29 protein-coding genes, 1 tRNA gene and 1 pseudogene are annotated in these 25,655 nt (G+C 71.8%); 18 read left to right on the top strand and 13 right to left on the bottom strand.

Going from position 1 to position 25,655, the window contains the following annotated elements; translation table 11 throughout:
- Positions 1 to 140: 140 nt before the first annotated feature.
- Genes AMETH_RS09925 through AMETH_RS09915 form a run of 3 tightly spaced genes read right to left on the bottom strand, consistent with a single transcriptional unit; the run spans position 141 to position 2,098 of the window.
- Positions 141 to 461: a roadblock/LC7 domain-containing protein gene (locus tag AMETH_RS09925; protein ID WP_017981292.1), complete on the bottom strand. Its 321-nt coding sequence runs from the start codon at positions 459 to 461 to the stop codon at positions 141 to 143.
- A gap of 20 nt (positions 462 to 481) precedes the next feature.
- The gene (locus AMETH_RS09920) at positions 482 to 841 is read right to left on the bottom strand and encodes a hypothetical protein (RefSeq protein WP_156131637.1); all 360 of its coding nucleotides are present in this window, start codon (positions 839 to 841) and stop codon (positions 482 to 484) included.
- Positions 842 to 892: 51 nt separating this feature from the next.
- Positions 893 to 2,098: an MFS transporter gene (locus tag AMETH_RS09915; RefSeq protein WP_017981290.1), complete on the bottom strand. Its 1,206-nt coding sequence runs from the start codon at positions 2,096 to 2,098 to the stop codon at positions 893 to 895.
- Between the two features lie 80 nt (positions 2,099 to 2,178).
- Here AMETH_RS09915 and AMETH_RS09910 point away from each other — a divergent pair, with 80 nt between their 5' ends.
- A complete protein-coding gene (locus AMETH_RS09910) occupies positions 2,179 to 3,174 on the top strand; it encodes a LysR family transcriptional regulator (RefSeq protein WP_017981289.1) in 996 nt (331 codons plus the stop codon).
- On the opposite strand, the gene AMETH_RS09905 is transcribed toward AMETH_RS09910, so the two are convergent.
- Positions 3,099 to 3,503 (bottom strand): ATP-binding protein, encoded by a 405-nt coding sequence (locus AMETH_RS09905; protein ID WP_026152977.1) that lies wholly within the window; start codon positions 3,501 to 3,503, stop codon positions 3,099 to 3,101. The two genes, AMETH_RS09910 and AMETH_RS09905, sit on opposite strands and share 76 nt — an antisense overlap.
- Before the next feature lie 194 nt (positions 3,504 to 3,697).
- On the opposite strand from AMETH_RS09905, the gene AMETH_RS09900 reads away from it, so the two are divergent.
- Genes AMETH_RS09900 through AMETH_RS09885 form a run of 4 tightly spaced genes read left to right on the top strand, consistent with a single transcriptional unit; the run spans position 3,698 to position 7,359 of the window.
- Entirely contained in the window at positions 3,698 to 4,708 is a 1,011-nt protein-coding gene (locus AMETH_RS09900) for an iron-siderophore ABC transporter substrate-binding protein (RefSeq protein ID WP_017981287.1), read from the top strand.
- A gap of 4 nt (positions 4,709 to 4,712) precedes the next feature.
- Positions 4,713 to 5,744, top strand: coding sequence for a FecCD family ABC transporter permease (locus AMETH_RS09895; RefSeq protein WP_017981286.1), 1,032 nt, complete (start codon positions 4,713 to 4,715; stop codon positions 5,742 to 5,744).
- The gene (locus AMETH_RS09890; protein WP_017981285.1) at positions 5,741 to 6,763 is read left to right on the top strand and encodes a FecCD family ABC transporter permease; all 1,023 of its coding nucleotides are present in this window, start codon (positions 5,741 to 5,743) and stop codon (positions 6,761 to 6,763) included. The genes AMETH_RS09895 and AMETH_RS09890 overlap by 4 nt, the downstream gene beginning before the upstream one ends.
- Positions 6,760 to 7,359 (top strand): MSMEG_1061 family FMN-dependent PPOX-type flavoprotein, encoded by a 600-nt coding sequence (locus tag AMETH_RS09885; RefSeq protein WP_017981284.1) that lies wholly within the window; start codon positions 6,760 to 6,762, stop codon positions 7,357 to 7,359. The genes AMETH_RS09890 and AMETH_RS09885 overlap by 4 nt, the downstream gene beginning before the upstream one ends.
- Here AMETH_RS09885 and AMETH_RS09880 read toward each other — a convergent pair.
- Together AMETH_RS09880 and AMETH_RS09875 are read right to left on the bottom strand one after the other, a co-directional pair.
- Complete coding sequence (locus tag AMETH_RS09880; RefSeq protein ID WP_017981283.1) at positions 7,346 to 7,975, bottom strand: hypothetical protein; 630 nt, start codon at positions 7,973 to 7,975, stop codon at positions 7,346 to 7,348. The two genes, AMETH_RS09885 and AMETH_RS09880, sit on opposite strands and share 14 nt — an antisense overlap.
- A complete protein-coding gene (locus AMETH_RS09875; RefSeq protein WP_017981282.1) occupies positions 7,968 to 9,476 on the bottom strand; it encodes a PAS domain-containing protein in 1,509 nt (502 codons plus the stop codon). The genes AMETH_RS09880 and AMETH_RS09875 overlap by 8 nt, the downstream gene beginning before the upstream one ends.
- A gap of 75 nt (positions 9,477 to 9,551) precedes the next feature.
- On the opposite strand from AMETH_RS09875, the gene AMETH_RS09870 reads away from it, so the two are divergent.
- The 9 genes and pseudogenes from AMETH_RS09870 (at position 9,552) to AMETH_RS09835 (ending at position 19,052) form a co-directional block, all read left to right on the top strand.
- Positions 9,552 to 9,890 carry a PadR family transcriptional regulator gene (locus AMETH_RS09870; RefSeq protein WP_026152976.1) on the top strand — a complete coding sequence of 113 codons (339 nt, stop codon included), beginning with the start codon at positions 9,552 to 9,554 and terminating at the stop codon, positions 9,888 to 9,890.
- A 73-nt stretch (positions 9,891 to 9,963) separates the two neighbouring features.
- Positions 9,964 to 10,221, top strand: a pseudogene (locus AMETH_RS42010) (ATP-binding cassette domain-containing protein); the annotation flags it as partial.
- Between the two features lie 193 nt (positions 10,222 to 10,414).
- The gene (locus tag AMETH_RS39810; RefSeq protein ID WP_017981279.1) at positions 10,415 to 10,687 is read left to right on the top strand and encodes an ATP-binding cassette domain-containing protein; all 273 of its coding nucleotides are present in this window, start codon (positions 10,415 to 10,417) and stop codon (positions 10,685 to 10,687) included.
- On the top strand, positions 10,684 to 11,376 hold the full coding sequence (locus AMETH_RS09860) for a hypothetical protein (RefSeq protein ID WP_017981278.1): 693 nt from the start codon (positions 10,684 to 10,686) through the stop codon (positions 11,374 to 11,376). Before AMETH_RS39810 ends, AMETH_RS09860 begins: the two co-directional genes overlap by 4 nt.
- A gap of 330 nt (positions 11,377 to 11,706) precedes the next feature.
- The gene (locus AMETH_RS09855; RefSeq protein WP_017981277.1) at positions 11,707 to 11,925 is read left to right on the top strand and encodes a response regulator transcription factor; all 219 of its coding nucleotides are present in this window, start codon (positions 11,707 to 11,709) and stop codon (positions 11,923 to 11,925) included.
- A gap of 41 nt (positions 11,926 to 11,966) precedes the next feature.
- Entirely contained in the window at positions 11,967 to 15,521 is a 3,555-nt protein-coding gene (locus AMETH_RS09850; protein ID WP_017981276.1) for a ThuA domain-containing protein, read from the top strand.
- An 89-nt stretch (positions 15,522 to 15,610) separates the two neighbouring features.
- On the top strand, positions 15,611 to 17,182 hold the full coding sequence (locus AMETH_RS09845) for an OmpL47-type beta-barrel domain-containing protein (RefSeq protein ID WP_017981275.1): 1,572 nt from the start codon (positions 15,611 to 15,613) through the stop codon (positions 17,180 to 17,182).
- A 25-nt stretch (positions 17,183 to 17,207) separates the two neighbouring features.
- Positions 17,208 to 18,128 carry a multicopper oxidase domain-containing protein gene (locus AMETH_RS09840; protein WP_017981274.1) on the top strand — a complete coding sequence of 307 codons (921 nt, stop codon included), beginning with the start codon at positions 17,208 to 17,210 and terminating at the stop codon, positions 18,126 to 18,128.
- Between the two features lie 21 nt (positions 18,129 to 18,149).
- Positions 18,150 to 19,052 carry a sugar phosphate isomerase/epimerase family protein gene (locus tag AMETH_RS09835; protein ID WP_017981273.1) on the top strand — a complete coding sequence of 301 codons (903 nt, stop codon included), beginning with the start codon at positions 18,150 to 18,152 and terminating at the stop codon, positions 19,050 to 19,052.
- Positions 19,053 to 19,195: 143 nt separating this feature from the next.
- Here AMETH_RS09835 and AMETH_RS09830 read toward each other — a convergent pair whose 3' ends face one another.
- Positions 19,196 to 19,399 carry a helix-turn-helix domain-containing protein gene (locus AMETH_RS09830; RefSeq protein ID WP_017981272.1) on the bottom strand — a complete coding sequence of 68 codons (204 nt, stop codon included), beginning with the start codon at positions 19,397 to 19,399 and terminating at the stop codon, positions 19,196 to 19,198.
- Between the two features lie 58 nt (positions 19,400 to 19,457).
- Positions 19,458 to 19,850 carry a hypothetical protein gene (locus tag AMETH_RS09825; protein ID WP_156131636.1) on the bottom strand — a complete coding sequence of 131 codons (393 nt, stop codon included), beginning with the start codon at positions 19,848 to 19,850 and terminating at the stop codon, positions 19,458 to 19,460.
- Here AMETH_RS09825 and AMETH_RS42485 point away from each other — a divergent pair.
- Genes AMETH_RS42485 through AMETH_RS09815 form a run of 3 tightly spaced genes read left to right on the top strand, consistent with a single transcriptional unit; the run spans position 19,836 to position 20,738 of the window.
- Positions 19,836 to 20,279 carry a Scr1 family TA system antitoxin-like transcriptional regulator gene (locus AMETH_RS42485; protein ID WP_410468205.1) on the top strand — a complete coding sequence of 148 codons (444 nt, stop codon included), beginning with the start codon at positions 19,836 to 19,838 and terminating at the stop codon, positions 20,277 to 20,279. The genes AMETH_RS09825 and AMETH_RS42485 overlap by 15 nt on opposite strands.
- Entirely contained in the window at positions 20,170 to 20,526 is a 357-nt protein-coding gene (locus AMETH_RS39805) for a Scr1 family TA system antitoxin-like transcriptional regulator (protein WP_017981270.1), read from the top strand. The genes AMETH_RS42485 and AMETH_RS39805 overlap by 110 nt, the downstream gene beginning before the upstream one ends.
- Positions 20,493 to 20,738, top strand: coding sequence for a DUF397 domain-containing protein (locus tag AMETH_RS09815; RefSeq protein WP_323806946.1), 246 nt, complete (start codon positions 20,493 to 20,495; stop codon positions 20,736 to 20,738). The genes AMETH_RS39805 and AMETH_RS09815 overlap by 34 nt, the downstream gene beginning before the upstream one ends.
- Before the next feature lie 155 nt (positions 20,739 to 20,893).
- On the opposite strand, the gene AMETH_RS09810 is transcribed toward AMETH_RS09815, so the two are convergent.
- Positions 20,894 to 20,966: transfer RNA gene (locus tag AMETH_RS09810), tRNA-Asn, on the bottom strand.
- Positions 20,967 to 21,110: 144 nt separating this feature from the next.
- Between AMETH_RS09810 and AMETH_RS09805 the strand changes: the two genes are divergently transcribed.
- Positions 21,111 to 21,353 (top strand): hypothetical protein, encoded by a 243-nt coding sequence (locus AMETH_RS09805; protein WP_017981268.1) that lies wholly within the window; start codon positions 21,111 to 21,113, stop codon positions 21,351 to 21,353.
- A gap of 432 nt (positions 21,354 to 21,785) precedes the next feature.
- On the opposite strand, the gene lexA is transcribed toward AMETH_RS09805, so the two are convergent.
- The 4 genes from lexA to dnaG are packed head-to-tail and all read right to left on the bottom strand — an operon-like array spanning position 21,786 to position 25,642.
- A complete protein-coding gene (gene lexA / locus AMETH_RS09800; RefSeq protein ID WP_017981267.1) occupies positions 21,786 to 22,442 on the bottom strand; it encodes a transcriptional repressor LexA in 657 nt (218 codons plus the stop codon).
- A gap of 17 nt (positions 22,443 to 22,459) precedes the next feature.
- Positions 22,460 to 23,215 carry a trans-aconitate 2-methyltransferase gene (locus tag AMETH_RS09795; protein ID WP_017981266.1) on the bottom strand — a complete coding sequence of 252 codons (756 nt, stop codon included), beginning with the start codon at positions 23,213 to 23,215 and terminating at the stop codon, positions 22,460 to 22,462.
- A 15-nt stretch (positions 23,216 to 23,230) separates the two neighbouring features.
- Complete coding sequence (locus AMETH_RS09790) at positions 23,231 to 23,752, bottom strand: hypothetical protein (protein WP_017981265.1); 522 nt, start codon at positions 23,750 to 23,752, stop codon at positions 23,231 to 23,233.
- Between the two features lie 3 nt (positions 23,753 to 23,755).
- Complete coding sequence (gene dnaG, locus AMETH_RS09785; RefSeq protein WP_017981264.1) at positions 23,756 to 25,642, bottom strand: DNA primase; 1,887 nt, start codon at positions 25,640 to 25,642, stop codon at positions 23,756 to 23,758.
- Between the last annotated feature and the right edge of the window lie 13 nt (positions 25,643 to 25,655).

Genomic DNA, 25,655 nt, shown 5'->3' with positions numbered 1-25,655 from the left:
AAGCCTCCGGGAGCATTTCCCTCGACCATGTCCACACCACAGCAAGCGCCCCCCGGCGAAGGCCGGGCCGCCCCGCGCGCCATCCTTGTCGCAGCCCGCGCCGCCCCGGGCTGTCCCCGAGAAATCCACCGCCGCGGGGGTCACACTCGACCGGCCAACTCCTCGACAATCCCCTCGAGGTCCGCCTCGGCGGTGGCCAGCGCCAGCCGCTCTTGGTCGTTCCACGGGAGGACCACCAGGGCGATCCGGTCGCACCTCACGACGACCTGCCGGGACGCCCCGCCGTCCAGGACGTTGCTCACCCGTAGTGCCAGGCTCTGCAGCACGGCGGCCATCGAGGCCAGGTACTCGGCGTCGGTGGGGTCCAGGCCGGCCGAGTGGTCCAGCACCAGACCGTCGGCGGTGAGCAGCACCGCGTACCGCACCTGTGGGAGTTCGCGGACGAGACCTTCGAGGATCACATGCCGATAGTGCTGGCCCCTCACGGTGAGCTTTCACGCGGACGCACCATGGCGTGGTGTATCGCGGCAACCGCGGCCTGCGGATGGTCGGCGTAGAACTTGATCACCCGCGCCTCGCCTGGCCGGCCCAGCGGGCGGGTGAAGGCGACCGGGCGGCTCAGCTCGAGCACCACGTTCGTCTGCCAGGACAGCGCCACCGTGAACGTCTGGCCGTCCAGGTCGAACCCCCGCCTGCCCGAGTGGTCCTCGCTCCGGGCGCGCACGCCCGCCATGGCGCTCACCGGAACCCGCACGTCGAGGAACACGCCGTAGCGGACGCGGACCTCGTCCACCGACACGGAATGCGCGGCTGTTGCTCGTCGTGTGCTCTGCTCGATCACCGTCTACGGCGCTCGTTGCGCAGGTAGTGCCGGACCCCCATGATCTCGACGTTACCCGTCGGACTCGAAACCGCGCCGTGGCAGCAGTAGTGGTGTGCCGAGCAGCAGCACACCTGACACGGTGATCGCGAACAGCGGGCTCGTCAGCGTCCCCAGCACGCCCCATCCCGCCATCAGCCCGGCCCGCAACAACTTGCTGCTCACACTCCACGTGCCGAGCACCCGCGCCGCGTGGTCCGCCGGCGTGCGGTGCAGCCGTTCCGTCGCGTGGATCGGGTTGAAGACGCCCATGCAGGTGATCAGCAAGCCCTCCACGACGATCACCGTGACGAGCCCCGGCACGCCAGGGCCCACGAACACCAGCCCCAGCGGGAAGAGCGACCGCAGCCAGCCGGAGGCGGTCAGCACCCGGTGCCGCCCGTAGCGCCGCACCAACCGGGTGGACAGCCGGGCGCCCGCGAAACCGCCGAGCGCCGGGACGCCGAACGCCAGCCCGTACTCCCACGCGGAAAACCGGTACTCACCGAGCAGGAGGACCGCCAGGAGCGGCGTGGTGGCCATGATCAGGCCGCTGACCAGAATCGAGTTGAGGAACAGCCGCCGCAGCACGGGATCCCGCGCGATCACCCGCCCGCCCGCGAGCAGGTCGGCCACGTGGCACCGCGCGACGCGAGGCGCCGAGACATCACCGCCGCGGATGCGTAGCACCCCGAGCGCCGACAGCAGGTAGCTCAGCGCGTCGGCGAGCACCGTCACCACCGGGCCGAGCAGGGCGACCAGCGCGCCCCCGACGGGCGGGCCTGCCGCGGTCGCCACCCAGCTCGTGCCCTCGAACCGCCCGTTCGCCCCGAGCAGCCGCGCCCGGGGCACGAGGTGCTTCAGGTACGCGCCGGATGCGGCGGTGAACGCGATGTTCGCGGTCCCGGCGACGACCGACACGACCAGCAACTGCCCGTAGGACAGCACATCGAAGGCATACGCCGCGGGCACGCTGGCCATCGCGGCGAACCGGGCCAGGTCCATCGCGATCATCACCGGGCGCTTGGGCCGGTGCTCGACCCACCACCCGAGCGGCAGCGCGCACACCGCCGCCGCGGCGAGCCCGGCCGCCTCCAGCACCGACACCGCGAACGCCGGCGCGCGCAGCGCCTGCACCGCGATCAGCGGGAACGCCCCGAAGGCCAGCCACGTGCCGTACGTGCTCACCGCGTAGGCCGACCACAGCCGGCGAAGATCGGCTTCCACGCCGCAGATCACACCGGCGAGGGCGGAACCCGATCAAACAACCGCCTCCCGGCGAGCCACAACCGGGAGTTGACCGTGCTTAGGCTGGCCCGGTGGACACCGAGGCAGTGCGATCATTCGTCCGGGCGGCGGAGCTCGGGCAGTTGCAGCACGCGGCCGACGAGCTGGGCGTGACCCAGCAGGCCGTCTCGAAGCGGATCGCCGCACTGGAACGCGAGCTGGGCGTCCGCCTGTTCACCCGCACCGCGCGCGGCGTCGAGCTGACGCCGGACGGCCGGGCTTTCCTCCCGCACGCGCGGGGTGTCGTCGCGGGCGTGGACCGCGCCATCGCCGCCGTCCGGCCGGGCTCGCGGGCCCCGCGGATCGACGTCCTCGGCCTGCGCAGCGCACAGGCCGTCGTCCTGCACGACTACTGGCGATCACACCCCGGCACCGAGCTGGACGTGGTGACGCTGCGGGTCGACGACCCCCGCGTGGCGGCGGCCGCCGTGCGGTCCGGCGAGGTGGACGCCTCCTTCCGCACCGTCCCCGATCCGGCCGCGCTGCCCGGCGACGTGCGGATGATCCACGTCTTCGACTCGGCGCTGGAACTCCTCACCGGTCCTCGGCACCCGCTGGCAGACGCCCCGTCGGTGACGCCGGCGGAGCTGCGCGGGCTGCGGATCTGGGTGCCCGGCATCGCGCCGCGCAGCGAATGGGCGGAGTTCTACGACCAGCTGGTCACGGCGTTCGGCCTGCGCGTCGACGCGGCGGGCCCGCACTTCGGCGACGACGTGCTGCTCGAGGCGCTCGCCGGGTCCGCCGAGGTGGCCACGCTGGTGGGCGCGCGCGACCGCTACACCCGGCCTGCGCAGTTCGGCCTGCGCCGCATCCCGATCATGAACCCGGTGCTCGCCTACCCGCTCTCCCTGCTGGTCCCGGCGCACCCGCACCCGGGGCTGCGGCCGGTCCTCGCCCACTTCGCGAACCTGGCGCCACTTCCCGAACCGGTGTGGCGCCCGTCCTGGATCCGTCAGGAAGTCCAGCTCAGGGTCGCGCAGTCGATCAGCGCCCAGACCGTCTTGCCGCCGTCCGGCCGCGGCCGGTAACCCCACGACAGGGCCAGCTTGTCCACCAGCACCAGGCCCCGCCCGCGCATGGCCTTCGGGTTCCCGTCCCCCATCACAGGCGGCGACGGGGATCCGTCGTCCACTTCCACCAGAATGCGGTTCGCGTCGCGGGACAGCCGGATCTGGCCGCTCCCGCCGCCGTGGTCGTACACGTTCGTGAGCAGCTCGGTCGCGATCAGCTGCACCGCGACCACCCGGTCGTCGCCCAGGTCGTGCAGCTCGGCCGCCACCCACCGGCGCACCTGCACCAGCGGCGGCACCGTGTGCGGCAGGTCGAGCACCAATGCGCCCACCGACGCGTCATCCAATCCCGCTCACCCACGCCCTGTCTGCTCAAAGCGTCACGAGCGATCGTCCCGCTCGCCGAACCGCGGCGTGTCCATGTCACACCCTCCGGGTACGGAAACACCAGCCCGGCTCCGTTGTGATCACGGCCATCTGGACGGCGAACCGAGGCCTACCTAATTTAGGATCGGCTTACCTAATCCGAGAGGCTTCCCCTATGCGTTTCCCCCAGCCGCGTGCGCGCGGTTCCCTCCTGGCGCTCCTCCTGGGCGCGGTCCTCGTGCTCGCGGGTTGCGGCTCGTCCGCGGAGCAGAGCGCGACCGAGCCGGCGACCCCGGCGAGCGGTCAGTTCCCGGTCACCATCCCGACCGCGTTCGGCGACGTGACGATCGATCAGCAGCCCAAGCGGGTCGTCGCGCTCGGGTGGGGTGACGCGGAGGTCGCGCTGACCCTCGGCGTGCAGCCGGTCGGCGCCGCGGACTGGCTGCCGATCGGGGGCGACGGCGTCGCGCCGTGGATGCCGCAGGACAAGCACTACACGACCGCGCCGACGATGCTCGGCACGCTGGAGGTCAGCGCCGAGCAGGTCGCGGCGCTCAACCCGGACCTGATCCTGGACACCCGCGCCAGCGGCGACAAGGCCCGCTACGACCAGCTGGCCGCCCTCGGCGTCCCCGTGCTGGGCATCCCCGCCGGCGGTGAGGCCTACGCGACCACCTGGCAGCAGCAGCTCGACATGATCGGCAAGGCGCTCGGCCGGACCGCCGAGGCCGAGCAGGTGCGCAACGACCTGGACGCCAAGTTCCAGCAGGCCGCCGACGCGCACCCGGAGTTCACGGGCAAGACCGTCGCGGTCGGCGCGAAGATGGCCACCTCCTACGGCGCCTACGTCAACGGCGGCGCCCGCATCGAGTTCATGGAGCGGCTCGGCTTCACCCAGTCCCCCGCGGTGCAGGCACTGGCCGGGAAGGACTTCTACATCACCGTCTCGCCGGAGCGGATGGACCTGTTCAACGCCGACCTGACCGTGATCTCGCCGATCGGCATCGACGCGAGCCAGATCGACAGCGACCCGCTGTTCCAGGCGGTGCCCTCGGTCAAGGCCGGGCACGTGGTCGTACTGTCGGACAAGACGATCTCGCAGGCCTTCGCCAGCGCTACCCCGCTGGGCTTGAGCTACGCCATCGACAAGGTGGTGCCGATGATCACCGAAGCGCTGGCACGCTGACCCGGTGCTCCGCGAAACCACGACCGCACTCCCCCAGCGCCGCCGGGCCCCGCTCGGCCTCGGCCTGATCCTCGGGCTGGTGGCGCTGGGGCTGGCCGTGGTGGCCAGCATGGCGGTAGGGGCCAAGGGGCTCCCGCCGTCGGCCGTCGCCGACGCCCTGCTGCACCACGACCCCGCGAACCCGGACCACGTGATCGTGTGGGAGGTCCGCATCCCGCGCACCCTGATCGGAGTGCTCGCGGGCGCCGCGCTCGGCCTGGCCGGGGCGATCATCCAGGGCGTGACGCGGAACCCGCTCGCCGATCCCGGCATCCTCGGCGTCAACGCGGGCGCATCGTTGTGCATCGTCGCCGCCATCAGCCTGGCCGGGATCCAGTCGATGACCGGTTACGTCTGGTTCGCGTTCCTCGGCGCGGGGCTCGCGGCGGTCCTGGTGTACGGGATCGGCTCGCTCGGCCGGGACCGCGCGACCCCGTTGAAGATCGCGCTCACCGGCGCCGCGTGCGAGGCCGCGTTCCGGTCGCTGACCACCGGCATCCTGGTCACCGACAACGCCACCTACGAGCAGTTCCGGTTCTGGCAGGTGGGCGCGCTGGCCGGCCGCGATTCGTCGGTCGTGACGCAGGCCCTGCCGTTCCTGGTCGCAGGTTTCGTGCTGGCGCTGGCCTCCGCGCGAGCCCTCAACGGGCTGGCGATGGGCGACGACGTGGCCCGCGGGCTCGGGGTGCACGTCGGCGCCGGCCGGGCGTTGTGCGCGCTGGCCGTGGTGGTCCTGTGCGGCACCGCGACCGCGATGGCAGGCCCGATCGCCTTCGTCGGCCTGATGGTGCCGCACGCCGCGCGGCTGATCACCGGCCCGGACCACCGGTGGCTGCTGCCGTACTCGATGGTGCTGGCGCCGCTGGTCCTGCTGGCCGCCGACATCGTCGGCCGGGTGCTCGCGCAGCCCGGCGAGCTGCAGGTCGGCATCGTGACGGCGGCGATCGGCGCGCCGGTGTTCATCGCGCTGGTGCGGCGGAAGCGGGTGCGTGGATGACCAGCGTCGTCGAGGTCCACCGCCGCACGGCGCGGCGCACCGCGGCCGTCACCGCCGTGCTGGCCGTGGCGGTGCTCGCGGTCTTCCTGCTCGCACTGTCCATCGGGGACTTCCCGATCGCCCTGCCCGACGTGGTGCGCACGCTCTTCGGCGGCGGCACCGTGCGGGACGACTACATCGTGTTGCGGCTGCGCCTGCCGCGCGCGCTCGCCGGCCTGCTGGTCGGGTTCGCGTTCGGCCTGTCCGGCGCTCTGTTCCAGCGGCTGCTGCGCAACCCGCTCGCCAGCCCGGACGTCATCGGCGTGACCGCGGGCTCGTCGCTGGCCGCGGTGCTGTGCCTGATCACCCTCGGCGTGTCCGGGCTGGTCGTGCCCGCGGCCGCGCTCACCGGCGGTCTCGCCACGTCGGTCCTGATCTACGCGCTGGCCTGGCGGCGCGGGGTCACGGGGCACCGGCTCGTGCTGGTCGGCATCGGGGTCGCCGCGCTGGCCGCGAGCGCCATGTCCTACCTGCTGACCCGCGCGGACGTGCGGATCGCCGCGCAGGCCCTGGTGTGGATCACCGGCAGTTTCAACCGCGTCGCCTGGGGCGAGGTCCGGATGGCCGCGGTGTTCCTGGTCGTGCTCGTGCCGGCCGCGTTGCTGCTCGGCCGCACGCTGACGGTGCTGGAGCTCGGCGACGACGCCGCCAAGGGGCTGGGCCTGCGGGTGGACCGGGTGCGGCTCGCGCTGCTGGCGCTCGCGGCCGCGTTGTGCGGGGTGGCGACGTCGGTCGGCGGGCCGATCGCGTTCGTGGCGTTCCTGTCCGGGCCGATCGCGACCCGCGTCCTGCGCACCGGCCGTCCCGGGCTGGTCCCGTCCGCGCTGGTCGGCGCGCTGGTCACGCTCCTCGCGGACTTCGCCGCGCAGCACCTGCTCAGCGGCGCCCACCAGCTGCCGGTGGGGGTCGTCACCGGGGCCGTCGGCGCGCCCTACCTGCTGTACCTGCTGGCCACCGCGAACCGAGGAGCACGTTCATGACCGCCTGGCGCCCCGAGGACGCCGAAGTCGTCACCAGCGAGGCCGAACTGCGCGAGGTGATCAGCCCGCCCGCGCCGGTGATCGCCGCCAAGGGCCTGGCCGGGATCGACGAGCTGAGCCGGAAGTTCATCGACGCCGCCACGCTGTACTTCGTCGCGACGACCGCGCCCGACGGCAGCCTCGACCTGTCCCCGCGCGGCGACCCGGCAGGCAGCGTCCTCGTCTTCGACGACAACCGCGCGCTGGCCTTCGCCGACCGCCCCGGCAACCGGCGGCTGGACACGATGCGGAACCTGCTGCGGCACCCGCGGGTGGGGATGCTGTTCGTGGTGCCCGGCAAGGAAGACGTGCTGCGGGTCAACGGCCGCGCCACGATCGTGCGCTCGGCCCCGTTCTTCGGCGAGCTCGCCGAGGGCGGGGTGAAACCGGCGCTGGCCGTGGTGGTCGAGGTCGAGGAGCTGTTCGTGCACTGCGCCAACGCCTTCCGCCGCTCGGGCGTGTGGGACCCGGCGACCTGGCCGGACCAGGCGGACCTGCCCACCGGCGGTCAGCTGCTGAAGAACCAGCTGGAGACGGCGAAGCTCAAGGGCTGGTGAGCGGCGCGGCGTACCAGCGCCAGTCGCCGAGGCGAGCCCGTCCCGGCAGCTCGCCCCGGCCGGTTGCCCACAGCAGCGTCGGCCACGGCTCGTCCGGGGCGACGTGCGGGAAAAGCCGTCGCACCACGGGCTCGCACAGCTCCCCCGGCGGCTCCCAGGCCAGGCCGAGCCCGGCCGCCAGGTCGTGGGTGTGCACCAGGGTCTGCACGATGCCCATCGCCGCGAACCCGGCCGGGTCGCTGTCGCCCCAGACGTGCCAGGCCCGCACGTGCGCCGGGGTGGTGCGCACCATCGCGGTCAGCAGCGCCGCGCTCACCTCCACGACGCGCAGCGGGCCGGCCGGGCGCGCGTAGCGGTCCGCGCGCACGGCGTTCGACGGGCCGCCCGGCCGCAGCCGCTGCCACAAGTAGGGCACCTCCCCGTGCCGCGGCGGGGTGCGCGGCCCGAGCCGGACCGCGTAGCCGAAGACGTCGTCGGAGAGGTGCTCGGCGGTTTCCCAGCAGCTCCAGTCGAGATCGCCCGCGGGAACGTCCCAGTCGGCGTCGAGTGCGGTGCGCAGCGTGCCGAGCGCGAGCTGAACGGCGTCGTCGAGGTGGCCGGTGATCACGTCAGCCATGATCCCCCGCGAGCGGCATCTGCCAGGTGAAGTGCCGTTCCCCGTGACCGGCCTCGAACGTCAGGGAACCGCCGAGCTGCTCCGCACGCCGGGCCAGTGCGGTCAGGCCCAGTTCGGTGATGCCTGCCGGCAGCACGAGCCCGCGGACCGTCACCGCGCCGACCACGCGGTCCGGCTGGACGCCCACCGACACCGACACCTGCGCCGTCCGGTCCCGCACCTCGCCGATCAGCACCTCGGACAGGACGGCGATCAGGTGCTGTTCGGCCGGCTCGCCGAGCACGCCGTCGAGGCGGGGATCGATCCGGAAGGTGGTCGCGAACCCCTGCGACTCGGCGGCGTGGTCGATGAGGTCCTGCAGCCGCTCGCGGAAGGTCCGGCCGTCCGGGCGCACTCCGCCGGTGCGGAACACCGCGGTGTGCAGGTCCTGCACCACGCCGTCCAGCGCGACGACCACGCCGCGCACGCGCCGCGCCGGCTCCGCCCGGATGATCAGCTCGGCCGCGGAGCTCAGCTCCAGCCCGAGCTGGAACAACCGGCTCACCACCGACCGGTGCAGGTCGCGGGCGATCCGGTCGCGGTCCGCCAGCAACAGCAGGCGGGCGGTGTCGCGCCGCCGGTCGCCCAGTTCCAGCGCCAGCTCGGCCTGCGTGGCGAACGGCTCCAGCGGCAGGATGGCCGAACTGCCCAGCCCGCTCCGGCCCGGCGGGTTCGTGACGACCAGGACGCCGCGGACCTCCTCCTCGTGGCGCAGCGGCACGGCCACCGCGACGCCGTCGCCGGTCACCCGCACCCCGGGCCTGCCGGTCCGGCGGACCTCCGCGGCCAGCGCGGCCGGGTCCATGGCGGCGTCCCCGGCTTCCGCGGCGACGTCGAACCCGTCGCCTTCGCGCAGGAGCACGCACCCGCTCGTGGCGCCGGCGATCTCCTTGGCCCGGAACGCGATCAACCGCAGCACCACGTCGGGTGGCGCGTCGGCGAGCATCGCCGTGGTGATGTCCGTGGCGGCGGCCAGGCGCTGGTTGGTGCGCTCCAGTTCCTTGCTGCGGGCGTAAACCTCCGCCTGCCCGGCCTGCATCTCGGCCGCGTCCTGCCGCGGCAGGCCCAGTTCGCGGAGGACCTCGGTGACCTCCTCGACGCGGTGCAGGATCATCCGGACGCTGCCGTCGTCGTCCAGGACCGGCACGTTGACCGGGCTCCAGAACCGGTGCTCGACCTCGTCCCGGCGGCCCCGCACGGCCACGTCGAACTTGAGCAGCGCCATCACGTTCCGCTCGGCGGTCGCCAGCACGCGGTCCAGCGAGACGCGCAGCGCGCGGGCGGCCTCCGCGTCGTCCGGGAACGCCTCGAACACGTCGTGTCCGACGAGCTCGGCACGCGGGCGCCCGGACACCTTCTCGTACGCGTCGTTGACCGCGACGATCACGAAGTCCCTGGACAGCAACGCACTCGGCGTCGCGCCCGCGCGGAACACCGCCTCGAAATCGACACGGTCCGACATCTCCACATTCCAGCTCACGCGACGCCGGGCGGGTAGGTAGCAGCGCAACCTAGATGGCTCTGCTACCTTGTCGGCGTGGATCAGGAGCGGCGGGCCCAGTGGTTGCGCGGCGTGCTGGACCCGTGCGTGCTGGCGCTGGTCGAGCGGCGCGAGTCCTACGGGTACGAGCTGGCGCAGGCGCTGGACGCGGCCGGGCTCGGCCCGATCCAGGGCGGCACGCTGTACCCGGTGCTGCTGCGGTTGCAGCGGACCGGGCTGCTCACCGCGAGCTGGCGGGAGGGTTCGGCCGGACCGGCGCGCAAGTACTACCGGCTCACCGCCACCGGCGCCGAGAAGCTGCGCCTGACCAGGGCCGACTGGCGCGAGTTCACCGCCGGCGTCGCCGCGGTGCTGGGGGAAGGAACGACGCGATGAACGTCGACAGCTGGCTGGCGGCGCTGGCCGGGGAGCTGCACCGGCACGGTGTCAGCCCGGAGGTGGGCCGCAAGTGGTCGCCGAGGCGGCCACGCACCTGCGCGACAGCGGCGAGCACCCGCTGCGCGTGTTCGGCCGGCCCGCGGCCTACGCGGCGGCGGTCGTGGACAGCGTGGGCCGCGTGCCGCGCCGGGGCGGGCGGGTGCTGCTGGAAGCCGTGGGGATCACGAAGAAGTACGGCAAGCGGGTCGTGTTGTCCGATGTGGACCTGACGGTGCGGTCCGGGCAGATCGCGGCGGTGGTGGGCGCCAACGGCTGCGGCAAGAGCACGTTCCTGCGGCTCTGCGCGGGCATGGCGGGGGCGGACGGCGGCGAGGTGCGGGTGCACGGCTCGCTGGGCTACTGCCCGCAGGCCGGTGGCACGGCGGACTTCCTGACGCCGGACGAGCACTTCGTGCTGATCGGCGCGGGCCGCGGCCTGACGCGGGGAGGAGGCGCGCTCGTCCGGCCGGTCGCGGGCGGCGGTGCTGGACTGGCCTGCCGAGCCGGTGCCGGCGCGGCACCTGTCCGGCGGGACGCGGCAGAAGCTGAACCTGGTGCTGGCCGGGCTGGGCGATCCGGACGTGCTGCTGCTGGACGAGCCGTACCAGGGGTTCGACCGCGGGACCTACCTCGACTTCTGGGAGCAGGCGTGGCGGTGGCGTGACGCCGGGAAGGCGGTCGTCGTGGTCACGCACCTGCTCAACCAGGCCGACCGGGTCGAGCAGGTGCTCGACCTGACCGGGAGGGACCGATGACCAGGTTCGTCACCGTGGCCGAAATGGCGCTGCGCGAGATGCTGCGCCGCCGGTCGGTGCTCGTCATCCTGGCGGCGCTGCCGCTGGCGTTCTACCTCAGCAGGCGGGGCGACCACCTCGGCCAGTCCGTGCGGTTCGTGTGCCTCGGGCTGGGGTGGGCGCTGAGCACGGCGGCGTTGTTCGCGGGGAGCGCGGCGCGGGAGATCGAGCCGCGCCTGCGGTTGTCCGGGTACCGCAGCCACCACCTGTACGTCGGGCGGCTGGCGGCGCCGTGGGCGGTCGGCGTCGCGCTGGCCGTGCCGTACTTCCTGTTGATCCTGGTGGACCAGGACAGCGTGCGGCACGGGCCGGTGGCGCTGATGATGGCGATCATGGTGGCCGTCTCGGCGCCCTTCGGACTCGCCCTGAGCGCCACCCTGCCCCGCGAACTCGAGGGGACGCTGGTGCTGCTGGTGGTGGTCGGACTGCAGATGATGACCGACCCGGGCAGCACGGTGGCGCGGGTGCTGCCGTTCTGGTTCAGCCGGGAGATCGGCACGTACGCGATCGACGGCGTGGACAGCGGATACCTGGCGCGCGGCGTGCTGCACGGGGCGGTGTGCGCGGTCGTGCTGCTGGCCGGGGTGGGGGTGGCGTCGTCCCGCCGGCTGCGGCAGCGGTCGCACCTGACGTTCGTCACGCCCCGCTGATGGCCTGAGCTCGGGTTAGTCACGCGGTCGGCCCATCCCGTCCGACGCCCGGGGAACCCGGGTCACCACCCACCCTCCCCGCACCACCGGCCTCACCCGTCGAGCGGTCTGAACCACCTCGCCCGTCGGCCCCTCGAAAGTTGTGGTCCGAACGGAGTCACTTCTTCCTGTTCGCGACCTTCCAGTGGCCAGTTCGCGACAGACATCTTCCTACCGTGCGCAGAAGTGGTTAGTTTCCCAGAGCATCAGTAGCCCGCTGCTGGGAGGGCAGAGATCAATGTCGATCCGACCCCGAATCACGCTGCCGGCCGGTCTCCGGGCGGGCGTGAAGTGACCGCGACGCTCGACCAACCCCTCAGAGTCCTCACCGGCGAGGAGCTGGCCGTCCTCGCCCTGCTCGCCGACGGCCTGCCGATCGACGCGGTCGCGCGGCGGCTCAACCTGTCCAAACGCACGGTGCAGCGCCGGATCCGGCGGATCTGCGACCGGCTGGACGTGCACGCCCCGATCCAGGCCGTGGTCTGGGCCGCGCGGCACAAGCTCATCTGAACCCGAGCGGGGAAACCCGCGCAGTCCGAGCGAGGGATGGTATGCGCTACCGACGTGTCCACGAACCGAACCGGTCCAGACGCCGGTTCCGCCGGGTGCTGGCCCAGTTGTGCGGGCTGGTCCTGCTCACCGCCGTGCCCGTGCTGCCCGCACTCGCGGCGCCGGCACCCGCGCCGCAGCAACAACAACAGGCACCCGACCCCATCCGGGTCCTGGTCTTCCACGGCCCGTCCGACCGCCAGGCCGACCCGGTCGGCACCGCAGCCGCGGCGGTCCAGGAACTCGGCCGCACCGGCGGGTTCCAGGCCGACGTGGCCGCCGACCCCGCCGTCTTCACCCCGGCCAACCTGGCCCGCTACCGCGGGATCGTGTTCCTGTCCGCCAACTCCGTCACGCTCAGCGCCGCGCAGGAGGACGCGCTCAAGGCGTTCGTCGCCGCGGGCAACGGGTTCGTCGGCGTCCACGACGCCGCCCGCGCTCAGTCCACATCAGACTGGTTCACCGGCCTGATCGGCACCCGGCCCGCCACCAGCCCCGATTCGGTGCAGCAGGCCGTGGTCGACGTGACCGACCGGCAGCACCCCGCCAACGCGGGCCTGCCGCTGAACTGGACCCGCTCCGACCAGTGGCTGAACTGGAGCCCGAACCCGGTCGGCCAGGTGCACACGATCGCGCAGGTCGAGGAGTGGAAGTACCAGCCGGGCCAGGGCGGCAACGGCGCCTTCCACCCGGTGTCCTGGTGCCGCGACTACTCCGGCGGCCGTTCCTTCTACACCGGCATGGGCCGCACCGTCGAGAGCTGGACCACCGACCAGCTCTTCCGCGGCCACCTGCTCGGTGCGATCCGCTGGACCACCGGCATGGTGCGCGGCGACTGCAAGGCCACGATCGCCTCGAACTACACCGTGGAGCGGCTCACCAAGCCGAACCAGCCGGGCCAGCTCGACCAGATCGGCGAACCGCACGGCCTGACCATCGCCCCCGACGGCAAGGTGTTCTACATCGGCAAGGCCGCCTGCCCGTCCGGGCCCATCGTGGACTGGAACGACCCGAACGTCGGCCTCGGCTGCGGCACCATCCACCAGTGGGACCCGAAGACGAAGCAGGTCAAACTGCTCACCACACTGCCGGTGATGGGCAACCGCGGCAGCGGTGACGAGCTGGTCAAGAACGAGGAAGGCCTGGTCGGCATGACGCTCGACCCGGACTTCGCGCGCAACGGCTGGTTCTACGTCTACTGGATGCCGCACGAATCCATCGACCGGGAGAAGCGGATCGGCCAGCGCACGGTGTCCCGCTTCACCTACGACGCCGCGCGGCAGACCATCGACCAGGCCACCCGCAAGGACCTGCTGCACTGGCCGGCCCAGATCCACAGCTGCTGCCACGCCGGCGGCGGCATGGCCTTCGACGACGCGGGCAACCTCTACATCGGCGTCGGCGACAACAACTCCTCCGGCGGCTCCGACGGCTACTCCGGCAACAACTGGACCGCCGAGTACCAGGGCACGTCGTTCCAGGACGCGCGCCGCACCTCGGGCAACACCAACGACCTCAACGGCAAGATCCTGCGCATCCACCCGGAGCCGGACGGCACCTACACGATCCCGCAGGGCAACCTCTTCACCGGCGCCGAGGAGGGCGGCGGCAAGACCCGGCCGGAGATCTACGTGATGGGCGTGCGCAACATCGCCCGCCTTGCCGTGGACCGGCAGCACGACTGGCTCACCGCGGGCTGGGTCGGCCCCGACGCCGGCGCGCCGAACCCCGAACTGGGGCCGGCCAAGTACGAGACGGCCACCGTCCTCACCTCGGCGGGCAACCAGGGCTGGCCGTACTGCATGGGCAACCGACAGCCCTACCGCGACCGAAGCAACACCGACGCCAGCGTGCTCACCGGCTGGTACGACTGCGACAACCTGAAGAACACCTCGCCGCGCAACACCGGCCTGGTGGACATCCCGCCCGCGCGGGACAACGCGATCTGGTACTCGCCCCAGGGCGGCGGGCCGGTCTACCCGGCGCGCGCGGACGGCAGCGGAGTTCCGTCCTATGTGGAGTCCGAGGCGACCTACACCGAGCCCTACCTCAAGGGCGGCGGGCAGGCCGTGATGTCCGGTCCGACCTACCACCGCGCCGAGGTGAACACCGCCAGCGGCGTCGCCTGGCCGGCGTACTGGGAGGACAAGTGGCTCATCGGTGACGAGTCCAACGGCAACAACCGGATCGCGGTGACGCTGGACCCGGCGCGCGTGCCTGCGCAGGGTGCGCCCGCGTTCGCCGAGGACCTGCGTCAGATCATCAAGGGCGGCGGTGGCGACACCGGCCTGCAGAGCTGGATGGACGCCAAGTTCGGTCCGGACGGCGCGCTGTACCTGCTGGACTACGCGGGCGGGTTCTTCAGCCTCGACCCGAACCAGAAGCTGCTGCGCATCACCTACCACGGCGGCGCGGCGACCCCGGCTCCGGAGTCGGCGACCGTCGGGGCCACCACCCAGGCCGGCCCGATGACGATGGCGTTCAACAGCGCCAAGGCCGGTGGCGTCGCGTGGCGCTGGGACTTCGGGGACGGCACCACCTCCACCGAGGCCAACCCCCAGCACACCTACCTGCGCGGCGGCACCTACTACGCGACCCTGGAGGTCACCTACGCCGACGGGACGAAGGCCACCGCGAACCTGCCGGTGACCGTCAGCTGCCCGGCGCCGGACGCCCGGCAGAAGGTGTGGATCCTGGACAGCGAAACCGCGGTGCCCAACCGCAACATCGGCCTCGGCTGCACGATCAACGACCTGGTCGACGACGAGCGGCCGTGGGCGAGCCACGACGCGTTCACCACGTACGCGACCGACGTGGCCACGAAGCTGCGCGGCTTCGGGCTGCTGTCCGACAAGGAGGCCAGCCAGCTGATCCGGGCCGCCTCTGCGTCCCAGGTGGGCCGGTCCACCGCCTACGAATGGCTCTTCGACGGCACCTCGATGAACGGCTGGAGCCAGGCGCCGGACGGCCGGTTCGACCTGCAACCGGACGGCACCCTGCACAGCGCCGGTGGGATGGGCATGCTGTGGTACTCCGGCAAGGCGTTCGGCGACTTCTCGGTGCGGCTGCAGTTCCGTGACGTGGCGCCGGCCGGTGACCGCGCCAACAGCGGCGTGTTCACCCGGTTCCCCGACGTGCGGACCCCGCTAGAGCAACGCCCGCCGGGCAGCTGCGGCACGGTCGGCTCGGCGCGGACGTCGCAGGCGTGGGTCGCGATCTACTGTGGACAGGAGATCCAGATCAACGACAACACCGCGGGTGACGCGCAGAAGACCGGTTCGGTCTACAACTTCTCCCAGGTGGGACTGGACCGGGCGATGCCGACGCCGAAGGGCGTGTGGAACGACTACGAGGTGCGGGTGACCGGCCAGCACTACACGATCATCCGCAACGGCGTGGTGATCAACGAGTTCGACAACACGCCGGGCAAGCAGTCCTCGCGCGCCGGTGACCCGCCGACCGATCTGCGGCAGTTCTTCAGCGGGTTCATCGGGCTGCAGAACCACAGCGACCGCGACGTGATCGAGTTCCGCAACATCCGGGTGCGGCAGCTCTAGCAATCCCGATCCCCCCGGTGGCGCCGCCACGGCGGCGCCACCGGCTCCACCCTGCGAGGAATCCCATGAGAATTCTGCGTGGCGCGCTGGTGGCCGCGACGGCGGGACTGTGCCTGCTCACCGGCACGACCACCGCCGCGATCGCCGAGCCAGTGCCGATCACCGCGGCGGCGGAACAGGTGCTGACCTGGACCGCCGACGACAACATGACCGAGTACGCGTCCGCGCCGGCCACGGCGGTCGCGGGCGCGGCGACCATCGTGTTCGAGAACAGCACCGAGACCGGCAACACCACCGGCATGACCCACACGCTGACCTTCGACACGTCGACCCCGGGCTACAACCACGACGTCGACCTCAACATCACCGCCAGCCCGCTGGACGCCGAGCACGGGCTGCACCAGGCGCAGGTGACCCTCACGCCGGGCAAGTACCGCTACTACTGCGCGATGCCCGGGCACACGATGAGCGGCGAGCTGATCGTCACCGAAAGCGGCGAGCCGGACACCACGCCACCGGAGGTGACCGCGACCGTCGACGGCACCACCGACCCCGACGGCAACTACGTCGGCACCGCCACCCTCACCCTGGCCGCGACCGACGACAGCTCGGGCGTGGACACGGTCGAGTACACGCTCGACGACGACACCTACCGCCCCTACAGCGGCCCGGTCACCATCACCGCGCCCGGCGCGCACACCGTGCACTACCGCGCCACCGACAAGGCGGGCAACGCCAGCGACCCCAAGACGCTGGTGATCAACGTCGTGCAGCCAAACGAGGACACCACCGCGCCGACGGTGAACGCCACCGTCGCGGGCGAGCGCAACGACGCCGGGAACTACGCGGGCAGCGCGACCGTGACGCTCACCGCGACCGACGGCGAGTCCGGCGTGGCGAAGATCGAGTACACAATGGACGGCGGCGCGTACGTAACGTACAGCCAGCCGGCCGTGCTCGGCACGGGCACGCACACGCTCACCTACCGCGCCACCGACAAGGCCGGTAACACCAGCGAGCCGAAAACCCTGACGGTGACAGTGGATCCGCTCGGTGACGTCACGGCGCCGTTCGTGACCGCCGATCTGGACGGGGAGCTGAACACCGAGGGCTCCTTCGCCGGCAAGGCCACGCTCGTGCTCGCCGCCACCGACACCGAGTCCGGGATCGCCTCGATCGAGTACGACCTGGACGGCGCCGGGTTCGTCCGCTACGGCCAGCCGGTGACCATCACCGCGGTCGGCACGCACCTGCTGCACTACCGCGCGACCGACCGGGCGGGCAACACCAGCGCCGTGCGGATGCTGTCGTTCACCATCGCCAAAGCGGGCGACCTGACCCCGCCGGTGGTCACCGTGCGGCTGGCCGGGCCGCAGAACTGGTCGTGGGACTACGTCGGCCCGGTGACGGTCACGCTCGCCGCGACCGACGAGGCCTCCGGCGTCGCACGCATCCAGTACTCGCTGGACGGCAATGTGTTCACCCGCTACCACAAGCCGTTCGTCGTCGACCACGTCGGCACCCACACGATCCGCTACCGCGCGACCGACGAGGCGGGCAACACCAGCGAGACCGGCAGCGTCACGTTCACCGTCGTGTCGTCGAGCGGCCCCTCGAAGCAGGAGCGGCAGCCGAACCCGGCGTTCGAACGCATGGTGTGACTCCTCTCCACGAAAGGACCTTTCCATGGCCAAGATGACGCGGCGTGCCGTGCTCGGCACCGCGGCGGCCGGGCTGGCCGCGTCGGTGCCCGGCGTCGCGGCGGCCGCCCCGGTGCGGGCGGAAGGCACGCCCCGGCGGATCACGATGTACGCCGAAAAGATCTCCGACGAGTTGTACGGCTACGGGCTCGCGCCCGGCGGGGCGACGGTGCCCGGTCCGGTGCTGGAGATGTGGGAGGGCGACACCCTCGAGATCGACCTGGTCAACACGACCGACCGGGTGCTGTCGCTGCACCCGCACGGCGTCGACTACGACGTGAACTCCGACGGCACCCTGATGAACGGCTCCGCGGTGATGCCCGGCCAGACGCGGCGCTACACCTGGCGCAGCCACGTGGGTTACCGGCGGGCGGACGGGTCGTGGGCCGAGGGCACGGCGGGCTACTGGCACTACCACGACCACGCGATGGGCACCGAGCACGGCACCGAGGGGGTGCTCAAGGGCCTGTACGGGGCGCTGGTGGTGCGGCGGCAGGGCGATCTGCTGCCGAAACGTCAGTTCACCGTGGTGTTCAACGACATGATGATCAACAACCGGGCGCACCACGACGCGCCGACGTTCGAGGCGAACCTCGGCGAGCGGGTGGAGTGGATCGCGATCGGGCACGGCAGCAACTTCCACACCTTCCACCTGCACGGGCACCGCTGGCTGGACAACCGGACCGGGATGCGCACCAGCGAGTACGACCCCAGCCCGCTGATCGACATCAAGGACCTCAACCCCGGGGTGTCGTTCGGGTTCCAGGTGATCGCCGGTGAGGGGGTCGGGCCCGGCATGTGGATGTACCACTGCCACGTCCAGAACCACTCGGACATGGGGATGGCCGGGATGTTCCTGGTCCGCAACGCCGACGGCACCATGCCGGCCGGTGTCCACGAGCACTGATTTTCAGGGAAGGAGAGCGGCATGTGCGGTGGTGTTCCGGTCGTTTTCGACCGGCGCAAGTTCCTGGCGGGGGTGGCGGCGACAGCGGCCGGGGTGGCGGCGATGGGCGCTGCACCGGTGGCGGCGGCGTCCCCGGGGCGGCGTATCCCGAACAGCCGGATCGGGTTGCAGATGTACTCGGTGCGGGACGCGTTCATGTCCCAGCCGGAGGCGGTGCTGCGGGCGCTCGCGCGGGCCGGGTACCGGAACCTGGAGTTCGCCGGATTCCCCGGTGGCACGGACCCGGCGCACGCGCGGGAGGTCCGGCCGCTGCTGGACAAGTACGGCCTGCGGGCGGTGTCCAGCCACCACGGGTACGCGGAGTTCCTGGACGACGCTCGGCTGGGTGAGCTGATCGAGATGGCGCGGATCCTGGGGCAGCGCTACATCGTGTGCCCGGGCGGGGTGCCGGACACGGCGGAGGGTTTCGCCGAGGCCGGGCCCGCGTTCAACCGGGCCGGGGAGCGGATCCGCCGGGCGGGGATGAAGCTGGGGTACCACAACCACACCAGCGAGTTCACCGGGCACGGCCCCGACGGGCGGAGCTTCTACCAGATCCTGCTGGACGGCTCCGATCCCGAGTTGCTGTACCTGGAGCTGGACATGGGGTGGTCGTCCGCGGCGGGGCTGAGCGCGCAGGAGAACGTCGAACTGATCCGCGCGAACCGGGGGCGGATGCTGCTGGCGCACGTGAAGGACCTGGACGCCAACGGCAATCTGGCGGACCTGGGCACCGGGGTGGTCGACTACCGCACGATCCTCAGCGGGGCGACCCGCCTGGGCATGCGCGAGTTCATCATCGAGAACGACGACCAGAGCAACCCGCTGACCGATTCGAGGGCCGACCAGATGCACGACTACCTGGCCGCGCTGCGGCTGCGGTAGGGCCGGCCGCGGTGGCTGCGGCTGCAGTCGCGGTAGCTGCGGTGGCCGCTGGTGCGGCGCCGCGGCTGCGGTTGGGGTTCCGGCTCCGGCGGGGTTTGGCAGGCCCGCCGGAGCCGGGCCGCGCGGTGCGCGGGCCGGCACGGTCAGATCATCTCACTCCGCACCGCCCACACCACCGCCTCGATGGGCGTCGCCACGCCGAGGCGGTCGCAGATGGCCCTGATCCGGCGCCGCACGGTCCGGCCGGACAGCCCAACCCGCCCGGCCACCTCCTCCGGCGACAGCCCCTCCGCCAGCAGCCCCAGCAGCACCAGGTCACCGCGGGGCAGGTCGGTCACCTCAGCCACCCCGCGATCGTCATCGCCCGGACCGCGCCGGGTCAATGACAGAACAGGACAAGACGTCTCACACCGCGGCGGCCGGATCGAGCCGGTCCCACCCGCCGGTCGGCAGCGGCCGCACCTCCCGCACCCACGAGGCCCGCACGTACGGCAGGCACATCTGGGCCGGCTCGCGCACCGCCGGCCCCAGCTCCCAAGTGCACTCCCGCCCCTCCAGCGACGCGGCGATGAAGTCGTTCCACCGCCCGTAGTCCGACTCCACGACCAGCCCCGCCGGCGCGTCGAACTCGACCGCCGCGAACCCGCGGCTCAGCTCGTGCTCGGCGTCGAACAACAACATCGCGTCGATCAGCCGCAGCTCCCCGCGCCACGCCCATACCGGCGGCCGCCCGCCCGTGTCACGTACTCCAAGTGGGAAACCGGGGCGTTCCTCCCCACCGAAGTGCAGGTCGCGCACGTTCTCGGCACCCTCGGTGTGATCGGCAACGCGCGGGAAGACATCCTCCGCGACGCCCGCAACGCCGCCAACCCAGACTGGATCACCGAGGGCGTCGACCGGCAAGTCTCAGCGCTGATCGAGTACGAACGGTCTGCCACCCGAATGGTGTGCGTGGCCCCGCTGTTCCCGCCCGGCATGCTCCAAACCGAGGGGACCGCGAACGCTGTTGTCGCCGGCGACGCCGAACGCCGGGGCGAGGAAGTGGACGACAATCAGGTCCGTTCCATCGTCGCTGCCCGTATGGCCCCGCAAAGAAGCCCTGTGGCGGAGCGACCGCATGCAGCTCGACGTGTTCCTCGGGATGCGGGCGATCGAAAGAACCCTCGGCGGCCTCGAAGTCGCCATCGAACAACTTCGGTACACGCAGAAGATGGCCGCGTTGGATAACGTCACCCTCCGGGCCATCCCCAAGACGGACGACTTCAACCCCGCCGACATGGGACCCTTCGTCCTCTACGAGTTCCCCGTCGGGCAGCCGATCGTGTACTTCGAGCCGTACGGAAGCTCCAACTTCGCCCGGCCGCAGGCAGTGCCTGCTCAGGTCAGGGCAGTTGAAGTGTTGGAGGAGATGGCGATGAGCCCCGACGAGGCTCATCGCGGATGTCATCACACGAATGGAGAGACGACACCATGACCGTACCTCGCGGGAGTGGGGAAGAGCCAGTTTGGCGAAAGTCCAGTTTCAGTGGCCCGCAGCAGGAGTGTGTGGAGGTCGCGTCACTGTCTGACGGCAGTTGGCTGGTTCGGGACAGCAAGGATCCGGACGGGCCGCGGCTGGCGTTCACGCCCGGCGAGGTTCAGGCGTTCCTGCCGGGTGTGAAGGCCGGCGAGTTCGACCCGCAGTGACACAGGCGACAAGTGCCCCCGAGGACGGAACCGGTCCTCGGGGGCACTGGCATGTTCCGGGCCGACTCCCAGGATTCAATCCTGGGAGTTCTCTGGGGATCCGCCTGCTGGGGGTGGTCAAAGAAGAAGCCCCAGGTCTGTGACCTGGGGCTCAGCTCCCCCGGCTGGACTCGAACCAGCAACCCTTCGGTTAACAGCCGAATGCTCTGCCAATTGAGCTACAGGGGAACGCTCTGGCCTGCCCGGATCGCTCCGGGCTGACGGGAGAGAACTCTAGCTCATGGGCGATCGCGCTCTGCAAGCACCCCCCGGCAGTTTCGCGCGCGTTGGGGGACAATGAGTGATCGAGGCGGAGACACCAGGAGGCGGGCGATGAAGACTTTCCTGCTCGGCGCGGCCGTCGGGTACGTGCTCGGGGCGCGGGCGGGTCGTGCGCGGTACGAACAGATCGTGCGGACCTATCGGGCGGTCGCTGACCACCCCGCGGTCCAGGGCGCCGCCGGCGTGGTGCGCGCCAAGGTCGGCGAGAAGGTGGGTGACAAGCTGCCGTTCGCGCGCTCCCACAGCGGTCCGAACGGCCACCGGGCCCGCGAACCGAAGGCGACCCAGGCCTGACCGCCGCGACGTTCAACCGGCTCCGCGGACCAGGTGAGCTCAGGGCTGCAGGACGCCTGGGCGGCTGAGGCAGCTCACCCTGGCGGTGGAACATCACGACACGGCGGGTGACCGTCGGGATCACCGGGCGGATCACGCCGCCCTGGCGGGCTCGCTCGGGAGCATCGTGGCGCCGGCCCCGACAACGCCATAGAGACGATCGCGACCCGCACAGCGACCTCGGTGCACACCCCGGCGCCGTCGAGCAGCGGGTCGGCGAAGCGCGCTGGGCGGCCCAGGTCCGGATGGGCGGCCGGGGGCCGGCCGATGCGATGGGTGGATGGCGGGCCGCGTCCAGCGGGAGTTGCTGGAGTGGCGGGGTGGTCTCGGCAGCCGGGTGCCTGCTGTGGTGCGTTAGCGGGTGGTTGTCGGGGTGGATCACACCCCCCTGCCTCAGAGGCTGCGCAGCACCGACACCACAGCGCCCAGGATCACCGCCCGGTCGCCGTCGATTACCTCGTACGCCGGGTTTCGCGGCTCCAGGTACACGTGTCCGTTGCGGCGCCGGTAGACCTTCACCGTCGCCTCCTCGTCGATCATCGCCGCGACTATCTGGCCCGAGTGGGCCTCCGACTGCTGCCGCACCACCACGATGTCGCCGTCGCAGATCGCGGCGTCGATCATCGAGTCGCCGCGTACCCGCAGGCCGAACACCGTGCCCCGCCCGGTCAGCTCCCTCGGCAGCGTCAGCGTGTCGTCCAGCTGCTCGATCGCCGAGATCGGCGTGCCGGCCGCGATGTCACCCACCACGGGCACCGGCACCGAATCGTCCGAATCCGCCCGCGACGACGAACCGGACAGGAACGCCCGCACGTCGATCGGCCGGGACATCGTCGCGCTGCGGCGCAGGAAACCCTTCTCCTCCAAGGCCGCCAGGTGCTTCGACACCGACGACGACGATCGCAGGCCGACCGCCTCCCCGATCTCCCGCGTGTTCGGCGCGTACCCGTACCGGTTCACCCAATCGCGGATCGCGACCAGGATCCGCTGCTGCCGCTCGGGCAGTGACGCCACGTCCAGGTGCTCGAAAAGATCGTCGTAGGAGGCCACCCGCGGATGTTAGACGCTCACACCCGCGCCACCGCGAACACCCGCCGGAACGGGAACCACGTCGTGCCGTCCGCGCGCGGCGGGTAAGCCTCGTTCAGCAACGGCGCCAACTCCGCCCGGAACCGCTGCCAGCCCTCGTCGTCCAGCGCCGCCCGCACCGGCCGCAACGCGGTCCCGGTGATCCACTCGAGCACCGCGTCCGGCCCGCTCAGCCGCTGCACGTACGTCGTCTCCCAGGCGTCCACCGAGCACCCCGCGTCGGCGAACAACTCCGCGTACTCCACCGGCGAGTCGACCGCTTCGACACCCCGCAGCCCGCCCAGCCGCGCCGACCACTCCGGCCGGGCCGCCACCTCCCGCACCAGCGTGTGCGACGGCGAGTCCATGTTCCCCGGCACCTGCATCGCGAACCACGCGCCCGACGGCAGCTCCCCCACCCAGCGCCGCAGCAACGCACGATGCTCCGGCACCCACTGCAACACCGCGTTGGTGACCACCACGTCCGTGTCCGGCTCCGGCGACCACTCACGAACGTCAGCCACCCGCGCGTCGACACCCGCCGCGCGCGCCGCCTCGACCATCTCCGGCGAGCTGTCCAGCGCCTCCAGCTTCGCCCCCGGCCAGCGCGACGCCAGCGCCACCGTCAGGTTCCCCGGCCCGCAGCCCAGGTCCACGACCCGCCGAGGCTCAGCCGCGGCGATCCGGCCGATCAGGTCGTAGAACGGGCGTCCCCGCAGGTCCGCGTAGTCGAGGTACTTCGCAGGATCCCACACAGTACGATCGTACTGCTAAGCCTGGGGCGGCGCCAGCTTCTCCGCGGCCTCCCGCGCGATCGCCGCGACGATCTCGAGGTCGACCCCGGGATCCGGCCGCGCCTGCAGCACCACACCGTCGCGCCCGGGCAGTTTCCGCTGCACGAACCACACCCCGCCGCTGGTCAGCTCCGCCCGGTGGCGCGCCCGGATCGAACCGTCCACGCGCTGCCGGACCAGCCACGGCACCTTGCCCGGCCGCGGCAGCTCGAACCGCACCGGCTCGCGGTCGCGCAGCACTACCGCGGCGCCGGCCGTGCCGGTCTCGTCGGCCTCGGTGACCGTCAGCACGCCGTCACCCCAGATCGCCTTGCTGATCAGGTGCCAGCCGATCCGCCGGGCGCCCTCGGGCACGGGAACCCACAGCCCAAGCTCGGTGACCACCAGGTGCCCGCCACCGCGGACCGGCGCCGACCCGACCGCGTTCTCCCCCTCGGCCAGCCGTCCGGGGAAGTCCTCCGGCAGCGGGTCGCCGATCAGCCGTCGCAGCCACCGCACGGCCTACCCCAGCCCGCCGATGGCCTGCGCCTTGAGCGCCTTGCGGTACTCCTCCAACGCGACGAGGTCGCCGAACAACGCGCGGTAGTCGTCGGCCGCCTCGATCGGCGACAGCCGCTGCAGCCGCGACTTGATCTCGGCGATCTGCCGTCCGACCAGGTTCTCCTGCACCGCGGCGATCATGCTGCCGATGTAGTGCCCGTCGGCCTCCCCCTTGGCACGCAACGGTTCCACGGCCAGCTCGGACAGCAGCGAGCGCACCGGCCCGTCGGGCGTGTACGGGGTCGCCGCGTCGATCAGCGCCGGCCCGGCCAGCCCGCTGCCCGTGCCGCCCGCCTTGAGCACCGCGCGGTGCACCGCAACGTACGCGGGGTGGGTGAAGGCCTCCTCGGGCAGCGCGTCGTACTCCGGGCCCGCGTACGCCGGCTCCTGCAGCGCCGCCTTGAGCACCTCACGCTGCGCCATCAGCCGCGGGTCGTTCGGGTCCGGGCGTGGCACGTCCGCCGCCGGGGCGCCGTTGACCCGCTGCACCGGCTTGCGCCCGTTGGTCCGGACCGCGCCGCCCGCGCTCTCCCGCACGCGTCGCACGACCATCGCCTCGTCCTGCCAGCCGACCCACCACGACAGCTTGGTGGCGTAGCCGTCCCGCTTCGCGCGGTCCTTGATCTGCGCGACCAGCGGCACGGTGCGCTGCAGCGCGGCGACCTGCCCGTCGACCGAGTCGAGGTCGTACTCCTTGAGGATGCTGCGGATCGCGAACTCGAACAGCGGTGTGCGGCGGGCTACCAGGTCGCGCACCGAGGCCTCGCCCTTGGCGAGCCGCAGGTCGCACGGGTCCATGCCGTCGGGGGCGACCGCGATGTAGGTCTGTCCGGCGAAGGTCTGCTCGCCCTCGAACGCCTTGAGCGCCGCCTTCTGGCCCGCCTCATCGCCGTCGAAGGTGAAGATGATCTCGCCGCGGAACGCGTCGTCGTCCATCAGTAGGCGGCGCAGCACCTTCATGTGGTCCTCGCCGAACGCCGTGCCGCAGGACGCGACCGCGGTCGGCACGCCGGACGCGTGCATCGCCATCACGTCGGTGTAGCCCTCGACGACGACCACCTGGTGGCGCTTGGCGATCTCCCGCTTGGCCAGGTCGAGCCCGAACAGCACCTGCGACTTCTTGTAGATCGGGCTCTCGCTGGTGTTGAGGTACTTGGCCTGGATCGGGTCGTCGTCGTGCAGCCGCCGCGCCCCAAACCCGACGACGTCGCCGGACAGGTCGCGGATCGGCCACACCAGCCGGCGGTGGAACCGGTCGATCGGGCCCTGGCGGCCCTCCTTGACCAGCTGGGCCTTGAGCAGCTCGCTGAACTCGAACCCGCGGTTGAGCAGGTACTTCGTCAGCTTGTCCCAGCCTGCCGGGGCGTAGCCGCAGCTGAACGTGCGGGCCGCGGTCTCGTCGAAGCCGCGCTCGGCCAGGAAGTCGCGGGCGATCTGGGCCTCGGGCGTGCGCAGCTGCTCGGCGTAGAACTCGGCGGCGGCCTTGTGCGCCTCCACCATCCGGGTGCGCGTGCCGCGGTCGCGCTGGACGCTGCCGCCACCACCCTCGTAGGTGAGCCGGAACCCGACGCGGTCGGCCAGCCGCTCGACCGCCTCGACGAACGGGAGGTGGTCGATCTTCATCAGGAACTTGATGACGTCGCCACCCTCACCGCAGCCGAAGCAGTGGAAGGTGCCGTGCGTGGGGCGGACGTTGAACGACGGGGTCTTCTCGTCGTGGAACGGGCACAGCCCCTTCAGCGCTCCACCACCGGCGTTGCGCAGGGCCACGTAATCGCCCACGACCTCGTCGATCCGGTTGCGCTGGCGCACCTCCGCGATGTCACTTTCCCGGATCCGGCCTGCCACGACGACCAGTCTA

Origin of the sequence: Amycolatopsis methanolica 239 (assembly GCF_000739085.1) — a bacterium.
Taxonomy (GTDB): Bacteria; Actinomycetota; Actinomycetes; order Mycobacteriales; family Pseudonocardiaceae; genus Amycolatopsis_E; species Amycolatopsis_E methanolica.
Note: the sequence above shows the minus strand (reverse complement) of the source record. Positions and strands in the feature narration are given on the sequence as shown.

Bases quoted from the DNA above. Each gene is read 5' to 3' on its own strand.
- AMETH_RS09835 (WP_017981273.1), top strand. From the start codon at position 18,150: ATGTGCGGTGGTGTTCCGGTCGTTTTCGACCGGCGCAAGTTCCTGGCG.
- AMETH_RS09900 (WP_017981287.1), top strand. From the start codon at position 3,698: ATGCGTTTCCCCCAGCCGCGTGCGCGCGGTTCCCTCCTGGCGCTCCTC.
- AMETH_RS09885 (WP_017981284.1), top strand. From the start codon at position 6,760: ATGACCGCCTGGCGCCCCGAGGACGCCGAAGTCGTCACCAGCGAGGCC.
- AMETH_RS09840 (WP_017981274.1), top strand. From the start codon at position 17,208: ATGGCCAAGATGACGCGGCGTGCCGTGCTCGGCACCGCGGCGGCCGGG.
- AMETH_RS09880 (WP_017981283.1), bottom strand. From the start codon at position 7,975: ATGGCTGACGTGATCACCGGCCACCTCGACGACGCCGTTCAGCTCGCG.
- AMETH_RS39805 (WP_017981270.1), top strand. From the start codon at position 20,170: ATGCAGCTCGACGTGTTCCTCGGGATGCGGGCGATCGAAAGAACCCTC.
- AMETH_RS09890 (WP_017981285.1), top strand. From the start codon at position 5,741: ATGACCAGCGTCGTCGAGGTCCACCGCCGCACGGCGCGGCGCACCGCG.
- AMETH_RS09850 (WP_017981276.1), top strand. From the start codon at position 11,967: ATGCGCTACCGACGTGTCCACGAACCGAACCGGTCCAGACGCCGGTTC.
- AMETH_RS09875 (WP_017981282.1), bottom strand. From the start codon at position 9,476: ATGTCGGACCGTGTCGATTTCGAGGCGGTGTTCCGCGCGGGCGCGACG.
- AMETH_RS09805 (WP_017981268.1), top strand. From the start codon at position 21,111: ATGAAGACTTTCCTGCTCGGCGCGGCCGTCGGGTACGTGCTCGGGGCG.
- AMETH_RS09860 (WP_017981278.1), top strand. From the start codon at position 10,684: ATGACCAGGTTCGTCACCGTGGCCGAAATGGCGCTGCGCGAGATGCTG.
- AMETH_RS09815 (WP_323806946.1), top strand. From the start codon at position 20,493: ATGTCATCACACGAATGGAGAGACGACACCATGACCGTACCTCGCGGG.